This is a genomic window from Rhizobacter sp., from assembly GCF_031412075.1.
Lineage (GTDB): Bacteria > Pseudomonadota > Gammaproteobacteria > Burkholderiales > Burkholderiaceae_C > Rhizobacter.
The window spans coordinates 1-7,069 of the sequence record NZ_JANOCG010000683.1; the positions used below are offsets into that span (position 1 = coordinate 1).

Annotated in this window: 9 protein-coding genes; 3 read left to right on the forward strand and 6 right to left on the reverse strand. The window is 62.7% G+C overall.

The window, feature by feature from the left end; genetic code table 11:
* Window positions 1–116: 116 nt before the first annotated feature.
* Window positions 117–551 (reverse strand): DUF3717 domain-containing protein, encoded by a 435-nt coding sequence (locus RMO40_RS25330; RefSeq protein WP_309726751.1) that lies wholly within the window; start codon window positions 549–551, stop codon window positions 117–119.
* Window positions 552–556: 5 nt separating this feature from the next.
* The gene (locus RMO40_RS25335; protein WP_309726753.1) at window positions 557–1,870 is read right to left on the reverse strand and encodes a tryptophan--tRNA ligase; all 1,314 of its coding nucleotides are present in this window, start codon (window positions 1,868–1,870) and stop codon (window positions 557–559) included.
* A gap of 68 nt (window positions 1,871–1,938) precedes the next feature.
* Between RMO40_RS25335 and purN the strand changes: the two genes are divergently transcribed.
* Window positions 1,939–2,562, forward strand: coding sequence for a phosphoribosylglycinamide formyltransferase (gene purN / locus RMO40_RS25340; RefSeq protein ID WP_309726755.1), 624 nt, complete (start codon window positions 1,939–1,941; stop codon window positions 2,560–2,562).
* 3 nt (window positions 2,563–2,565) lie between these two features.
* Here purN and RMO40_RS25345 read toward each other — a convergent pair whose 3' ends face one another.
* A complete protein-coding gene (locus RMO40_RS25345; protein ID WP_309726757.1) occupies window positions 2,566–2,799 on the reverse strand; it encodes a DUF1653 domain-containing protein in 234 nt (77 codons plus the stop codon).
* A gap of 22 nt (window positions 2,800–2,821) precedes the next feature.
* On the opposite strand from RMO40_RS25345, the gene RMO40_RS25350 reads away from it, so the two are divergent.
* Entirely contained in the window at window positions 2,822–4,081 is a 1,260-nt protein-coding gene (locus RMO40_RS25350) for an RsmB/NOP family class I SAM-dependent RNA methyltransferase (RefSeq protein WP_309726759.1), read from the forward strand.
* A gap of 146 nt (window positions 4,082–4,227) precedes the next feature.
* Window positions 4,228–5,439, forward strand: coding sequence for a DesA family fatty acid desaturase (locus tag RMO40_RS25355; RefSeq protein WP_489660245.1), 1,212 nt, complete (start codon window positions 4,228–4,230; stop codon window positions 5,437–5,439).
* 126 nt (window positions 5,440–5,565) lie between these two features.
* Here the strand turns inward: RMO40_RS25355 and rpmG are convergent, their stop codons facing one another.
* The 3 genes from rpmG to trxB form a co-directional block, all read right to left on the reverse strand.
* Window positions 5,566–5,733, reverse strand: a complete 168-nt coding sequence (gene rpmG / locus RMO40_RS25360; RefSeq protein WP_073467371.1) for a 50S ribosomal protein L33 — start codon at window positions 5,731–5,733, stop codon at window positions 5,566–5,568.
* A 14-nt stretch (window positions 5,734–5,747) separates the two neighbouring features.
* Window positions 5,748–5,981: a 50S ribosomal protein L28 gene (rpmB, locus tag RMO40_RS25365; protein WP_047498829.1), complete on the reverse strand. Its 234-nt coding sequence runs from the start codon at window positions 5,979–5,981 to the stop codon at window positions 5,748–5,750.
* Between the two features lie 134 nt (window positions 5,982–6,115).
* Window positions 6,116–7,066, reverse strand: coding sequence for a thioredoxin-disulfide reductase (trxB, locus tag RMO40_RS25370; protein WP_309726770.1), 951 nt, complete (start codon window positions 7,064–7,066; stop codon window positions 6,116–6,118).
* Window positions 7,067–7,069 lie beyond the last annotated feature (3 nt).

Consider the following 7,069-nt stretch of genomic DNA (forward strand, 5'->3'; position numbering starts at 1 on the left):
GCGCGCGACCATCACCGTGTCGACCGTGCTGAAGGCCAGCACCGCGAGTTGGCCGATGAACACCGGCCAGGCGAGGGGCGCGATGCGGCGTGCGCTCTCCAGCAGCGAGTGCTGGGTCAAGCCGCGCCCTCGGCGGCGGGCGACTCTTTGAGGCCGGCACGTTCGCGGTAGCGGTTGAAGCGCCAGGCCGTGCCGTCCATCGTGATGCGCCGCCAGGTGTGGCGCTTCTCGCCGGGGCTCATCACCGTCCAGTGCTGCACTTCGTCGAAGGTGCGCCCGCAACCTTTGCAGACGTCGTCGCCTTGGCTGGTGGAGCAGATGGCGATGCAGGGCGCATCGGGCGTGGTGGCGTACCAGGCCAGCCAGGCGTCATGCGCCTTGGCCGGCATGGAGTCTTCGTCGCACTCGAGCTCGTGGTAGTACACCATCAGCGCGTAGGTTTCGGCGAGCGCCAGCACCTCGGGGCAGGCGGTGATGCCGTCGGGCGAGGGCGAGCGCTCGCGCCACCAGTTGATGGCGGACTCGATGTCGGTGACGTGGATGCCGGCCATGGGCCTCACTCGTCCTGGGCAGCGAGGGCGCTCAGTGCGGCTTCGACCTGCGGCAAGGGCGCGAGCACTTCGACCAACGCGCCTTGCAGGGCGGCGATGCCCTCGGTTTTCAGGCGCTTGATGAGGAGGCCCGATTCGCGGCCTTCGGCAAAGCCGCCACCTTGCAGCAACAGCGTGCCATCGGCGGCGCTGAACTTGAAGTGGAAGCGGCCATCGCCTTCGCGGTACTGCTTGAACACCGGCAAGGCCTGCTTGCCCGGTTCGGCCTTGCCGCTCTTGGCGGTAGGCGCGGCCACCATCTTGCGCAGGCCCACGGCCTGGCGCACTTCGCGCATCAGCGGCTCGGCCACAGCGCGCGCCTTGGCCGCACCGGCCATCAGTGCGTCTTCGACCCGCTCGGGGTGCGCCATCAACTCTTCATAACGGGCGCGCATCGGGCCCACGTGCGACTCGATCAGCTCGACGGCGCGCTGCTTCGCATCGCCCCAGCCGAGGCCCGCGCGCAGGTCGCCGCGCAAGCTTGTTCTTTGTTCGGCGCTGGCAAACGCGTCGTAGATGGTGACGAGCGCGGAGCTGTCGGGGTCTTTCGCCTCGCCGGGCAGGCGCGAGTCGGTGACGATGCGCGCCACCGCTTCTTTCAGCGCCTTGGGGCCGCCTTCGAACAACGGAACGGTGTTGTCGTAGCTCTTCGACATCTTGCGGCCGTCGAGCCCGGGCAGCATGGCCACGTCTTCTTCGACTTCGGCGCGCGGCAGCACGAAGATGTCTTTGCCCCGGCCGAACAAGTGATTGAAGCGCTGCGCCACGTCGCGCGCCATCTCGATGTGCTGCACCTGGTCGCGCCCGACCGGCACTCGGTGGGCGTTGAACAAAACGATGTCAGCCGCCATCAGGATGGGGTAGCTGTACAGACCCATGCTGATGTTGGCGTCGATGTCTTCGCCGATCGCGAGGTTGGCATCGGTCGCGGCCTTGTAAGCGTGCGCGCGGTTCATCTGGCCCTTGGCGGTGACGCAGGTGAGCAGCCAGGTGAGCTCCGGTGTCTCGGGGATGTCGCTCTGGCGGTAGAAGGTGACGCGCTCGGTGTCGAGCCCCGCGGCGAGCCAGGTGGCGGCAATCTCCAGGCGTGAGCGCTCGATGCGCGCCGGGTCGTCGCACTTGATCAGCGCGTGGTAATCGGCGAGAAAAAAGAAGCTCTCGACGCCGGTCTCCAGGCTGGCCTTGATGGCAGGGCGGATGGCGCCCACGTAGTTGCCGAGGTGCGGTGTGCCGGAGGTGGTGATGCCGGTCAAGACACGTTGTGACGCGCGTTCAGTCATGGTGTGCAGTGACGTTTCACGAGGGAAAGAGGCGGATTGTATGAGGGGCAAAGCTACACTGTCGGCCGATGAAAAGCATTGTGATTTTGATCTCGGGACGCGGCTCGAACATGGAGGCCATCGTCCAGGCGTGCGCCGCCGAAGGCTGGCCCGCACGCATTGCCGCGGTCATCAGCAATCGGCCCGATGCGGCCGGCTTGCAATTCGCACAGGCGCGTGGCATTGCCACCGCCGTGGTCGATCACAAGGCCTTTGCCGACCGTGAAACCTTCGACGCCGAGCTGGCGCGCGTGGTGCACGGGTTTGCGCCGGATGTGTTGGTGCTGTCCGGCTTCATGCGCATCCTGACCGCAGGTTTCGTGAAGCAGTTCGAGGGGCGCATGGTGAACGTGCACCCGTCGTTGTTGCCAGCGTTCACCGGCTTGCACACGCACCGCCGGGCCATTGAAGCGGGTTGCAAGGCAGCTGGCGCCACAGTGCACTTCGTGACGGCCGAGCTCGATCACGGGCCCATCATTGCCCAGGCGGTGGTGCCGGTGTTACCGGGTGACAGCGAGATGACCTTGTCGGCCCGTGTGCTGGCCCGCGAGCATGTGATGTACCCGCTCGCTGTGCGTTGGCTCGTGAGAGGCCTGCTGCGTGTGGATCGCGGCGTGGTCACGCACTTGGCTGGCGAGTCGCAGCTGCTGTAGGCCTCAGATGCGCTCGAAGCGCGGACGCATGACGCCGTCGAAATTGCCGGTTTCGAAGAACATGGCGTGGGGCCTGACCCACCAGCCCGTCTGGTTGTAGAGCGGGCGGTACACGACCAGCGGCTCCAGCGTTTCGCTGTGGCGGGCGACGCCGATCACTTCGTATTCACCACCCTTGTAGTGGCGGTAGAGCCCGAGCGGTGTCTCGGGCAGCGGTGGCAAATCGTGGTCGCTCATGGGCGGCAAGGATAATCGCGGCATGCACCCCAACGCCTTGCTCGAACTCTCCACCGATCTGCTGAACAAGGTTTTGCAGTTCGACACACCCGCCGACCGCATCGTTTCTGACTTCTTTCGCACCCACCGCGAGCTGGGCCAGCGCGAGCGTCACACGCTGGCCGAAACCACGTACACCGTGCTGCGTCAGCGCCTGCTGTTCCAGCACCTCGCCCAATCGGGCAAAGGTGAAATGGAGCGCCGCCTGGCCTTGCTGGGCTGGCAAGGCAATGAAGGTTTTTTGCGCGCGGCGCTCACCGAGCCCGAGCAGCACTGGCTGGCGCAGGTGCAAACGGTGGATCGCGCCGCGTTGCCCGAGAAGCTGCGCCACAACCTGCCCGAGTGGCTGGCTGAAACGCTCAAAGCGTCGATCGGCGACGATTTCTGGCCGCTGGTCAACAGCCTGAATGAGAGTGCCCCGCTCGATCTGCGCGTCAACACGTTCAAGGCCAAACGCGACGACGTGCAAAAGGCCTTGGCCGAGGGGCGCATCGAAGCGGTGCCCACGCCGTATTCGCCCTGGGGCCTGCGCATTCAAGGCAAGCCCGCGCTCAACAAGCTCGATGTGTTCAGCAAGGGCGAAATCGAAGTGCAAGACGAAGGCAGCCAGCTGCTGGCCTTGCTGACCGATGCCAAGCGCAGCGAGATGGTGGTCGACTTTTGCGCCGGCGCGGGTGGCAAGACTCTCGCGCTGGGTGCGGCCATGCGCAACACCGGTCGGCTGTATGCCTTCGACACCTCGGGCCACCGGCTGGCAGCGCTCAAGCCGCGGCTGGCCCGCAGCGGGTTGTCGAACGTCTACCCGGTGCAGATCGCCCACGAACGTGACGACCGCATCAAGCGCCTGGCCGGCAAGATTGATCGCGTGCTGGTGGATGCACCATGCTCAGGGCTGGGCACTTTGCGGCGAAATCCTGACCTGAAATGGCGGCAATCCCCAAAGTCGGTTGAGGAATTGCGTGCCAAACAGACCGCAATCCTGGCCAGCGCCGCCCGCCTACTCAAACCTGGTGGCCGATTGGTTTATGCCACCTGCAGCCTTCTGGAGGCCGAAAACGAGGCCATCGCCGCGGCTTTCAGCGAAGCCCATTCCAAGGAGTTCAAGCTTTTGCCCGTCGCGCCACTGCTGGAGAAGGCCCATGTGGCCCAGGCCAACAGCCTGGTTCGGGGCGATTTCCTGCGCCTGTGGCCACACCGGCATGGCACCGACGGTTTCTTTGCAGCCGTCTGGGAGCGCCTTTGAGCCTTGATCTGCTTCAGAGCGCCTTCAGATAGCGGAAACTGGCCGGGTAAACCGCTCGGTTTTTCAGCAATGGGCGAGGGGCTCTCCCTTACAATGAGACACCCCGTCCGCTGTGACGGTTTGAAGGCTATTTGATGAACGAATTGATGTCTGTGTGGAATGGCTTGGTCGCCTGGCTTGCCAATGGCTTGATCGAGACGACGTGGTGGCAAGTTTTGCTGTTCACGCTGGTGACAACCCACATCACGATTGCTTCTGTCACGATCTTCCTGCATCGTGCCCAATCGCACCGCGCTCTCGACCTGCACGCGATTCCTTCGCACTTTTTCCGCTTCTGGCTATGGATCGGCACCGGCATGGTGACCAAGGAGTTTGTCTCCATCCATCGCAAGCACCACGCAAAGTGCGAGACCGAAGAAGATCCCCACAGCCCGCAAACGCGCGGCATCAAGAAGCTGCTGCTGGAAGGCACGGAGTTGTACCGTGCCGAATCGCTGAACAAGGAAACCATGGAGAAATATGGCCATGGCACCCCTGACGACTGGATCGAGCGCAACCTCTACAGTCGCTTTGCCTGGCAAGGTGTTGGGCTGATGCTGGTTCTCGACCTGATGCTTTTTGGCGCCATCGGCCTCACCGTCTGGGCCATCCAGATGGCCTGGATTCCCGTCATGGCCACCGGCATCATCAACGGCATCGGCCACTACTGGGGTTATCGCAACTTCGAATCGGCCGACGCCAGCACCAATGTGATTCCCTGGGGCATCCTGATTGGTGGTGAAGAGTTGCACAACAACCACCACACCTACGCGACCTCGGCCAAGTTCTCGGTCAAAAAGTACGAGTTCGACATCGGCTGGGTGTACATCCGTGGCCTGGAAATGCTGGGCCTGGCCAAGGTTCGCAAGACCCCCCCGATGCTCAAGATCGGCGACATCAAGCCGGTGGCTGATTCCAAGACGCTAGAGGCGCTCATCACCAACCGCTACGAAGTCATGGCGAAGTACGCGCGCGGTTTGCGCGACACCTGCCGCGCTGAAGTCAAACGCCTCAAGGCGGAAGGCGCGCATGGCAGCAAGAAGCTCGCTGACATGCGTTTGGCGCGTCGATGGCTGCATCGCGATGCAGACAAGATCCCGACGCATCTGAAGGCTCAGGTCGACAGTGCCCTTGACCACAGTCCGGCGCTCGTCAAATTGGTGACGATGCGCGAAGAGTTGCGGCTTTTGTGGACGCGCACCAATGTCTCCGCTGAGCAGTTGGTGACCGACTTGCAGGTCTGGTGCAAGAAAGCCGAGGAGAGCGGGATTGCCGCCCTGCAAGAGTTCGCTTTGAGGCTGCGCGCGGCTCAGGCATAACGCCTCCAACGGCGAAGAAAAGAGGGCTCGCTTGGCGGGCCCTTTTCTTTTGGGGCTAGAAATCTCGTGCAATAAAAAACCCGCCGGGCGTGAGCCGAGCGGGTTTCTCTGAAACCGGGAAATGAATTACTTCAGCTTGGTTTCTTTGTACATCACATGCTTACGAGCCTTGGGATCAAACTTCATGATCTCAAGCTTCTCGGGCGTGGTCTTCTTGTTCTTGTCGGTCGTGTAGAAATGACCGGTGCCGGCTGACGATTCCAGCTTGATTTTTTCGCGTCCACCTTTTGCCATGATCGGCTCCTAAATCAGATTTCGCCGCGGGCACGCAGGTCGGCGACGACCTGCTCAATGCCCACCTTGTCGATCAGGCGCAGTGCCGCATTGGTGATGCGCAAGCGCACCCAGCGGTTTTCGGTTTCGAGCCAGAACCGGCGGTATTGCAGGTTCGGCAGAAAGCGGCGCTTGGTCCGGTTGTTGGCGTGGGAAACATTGTTGCCCACCATCGGGCGCTTACCCGTGACTTGACAGACGCGTGCCATGACGCTTCTCCGTGTGAATTTCAGAACTGGGGCCGAAAAGTTGCTGACTGAAACAAGCGCATAGCGCTCGCGAGCCACTTTCGGCAAAGACCACGATTATAGCCAGCTTTTCAGCCCCTGCCTACGGGTGTGTTTCAGTGCCCCAGAAATCGCTGCGCATCCAGTGCGGCCATGCAGCCGGTGCCGGCGCTGGTGATGGCTTGGCGGTAGATGTGATCCTGCACGTCGCCGGCGGCAAATACCCCCGGCACACTGGTCATCGTGGCCAGCCCGTTCAAGCCGCTCTGGGTGACGATGTAGCCGTCTTTCATCTCCAGCTGGCCTTTGAAGATGTCGGTGTTGGGCTGGTGGCCGATGGCAATGAAGCAGCCTTTCAGTGTGAGCTCGCTCGTCCCGCCGCCCTGGGTGCTCTTCAGCCGCACGCCGGTGACGCCTGACGCGTCGCCGAGTACCTCGTCGAGCGTCTGCCAAAGGTGCAGCACCATCTTTCCGGTAGACACCTTTTCCATCAGCTTGTCGACCAAGATGGCTTCAGCCTTGAACTTGTCGCGGCGGTGAACCAGGTGCACCTTGCGCGCGATATTCGACAGGTAGAGCGCTTCTTCGACGGCGGTGTTGCCGCCGCCCACGACGCACACGTCTTGATCGCGGTAAAAGAATCCATCGCAGGTGGCACAACCGCTCACGCCGCGGCCCATGAAGGCTTCTTCAGAGGGCAGGCCGATGTACTTGGCCGACGCGCCGGTGGCGATGATGAGCGCGTCGCAGGTGTAGGTGCCCGAGTCGCCCTTGAGCGTGAACGGGCGCTTGGAGAAGTCGACGGTGTTGATGTGGTCGAACACGATCTTCGTGTTGAATCGCTCGGCGTGCTGCAAGAAGCGCTGCATCAGGTCGGGCCCTTGCACGCCCATCACGTCAGCCGGCCAGTTGTCGACCTCGGTCGTGGTCATCAATTGGCCACCTTGCGCGATGCCGGTGACGAGCATGGGTTTGAGGTTGGCGCGTGCCGCATAAATGGCGGCGGTATAACCTGCGGGGCCAGAGCCCAGAATGAGGACTTGGGCGTGTTGGTTAGTTTGGCTCATGAG

Coding starts and splice junctions, on each gene's coding strand:
- RMO40_RS25330 (WP_309726751.1), bottom strand. CDS start 551: ATGGCCGGCATCCACGTCACCGACATCGAGTCCGCCATCAACTGGTGG.
- RMO40_RS25335 (WP_309726753.1), bottom strand. CDS start 1,870: ATGACTGAACGCGCGTCACAACGTGTCTTGACCGGCATCACCACCTCC.
- purN (WP_309726755.1), top strand. CDS start 1,939: ATGAAAAGCATTGTGATTTTGATCTCGGGACGCGGCTCGAACATGGAG.
- RMO40_RS25345 (WP_309726757.1), bottom strand. CDS start 2,799: ATGAGCGACCACGATTTGCCACCGCTGCCCGAGACACCGCTCGGGCTC.
- RMO40_RS25350 (WP_309726759.1), top strand. CDS start 2,822: ATGCACCCCAACGCCTTGCTCGAACTCTCCACCGATCTGCTGAACAAG.
- RMO40_RS25355 (WP_489660245.1), top strand. CDS start 4,228: ATGTCTGTGTGGAATGGCTTGGTCGCCTGGCTTGCCAATGGCTTGATC.
- rpmG (WP_073467371.1), bottom strand. CDS start 5,733: ATGGCAAAAGGTGGACGCGAAAAAATCAAGCTGGAATCGTCAGCCGGC.
- rpmB (WP_047498829.1), bottom strand. CDS start 5,981: ATGGCACGCGTCTGTCAAGTCACGGGTAAGCGCCCGATGGTGGGCAAC.
- trxB (WP_309726770.1), bottom strand. CDS start 7,066: ATGAGCCAAACTAACCAACACGCCCAAGTCCTCATTCTGGGCTCTGGC.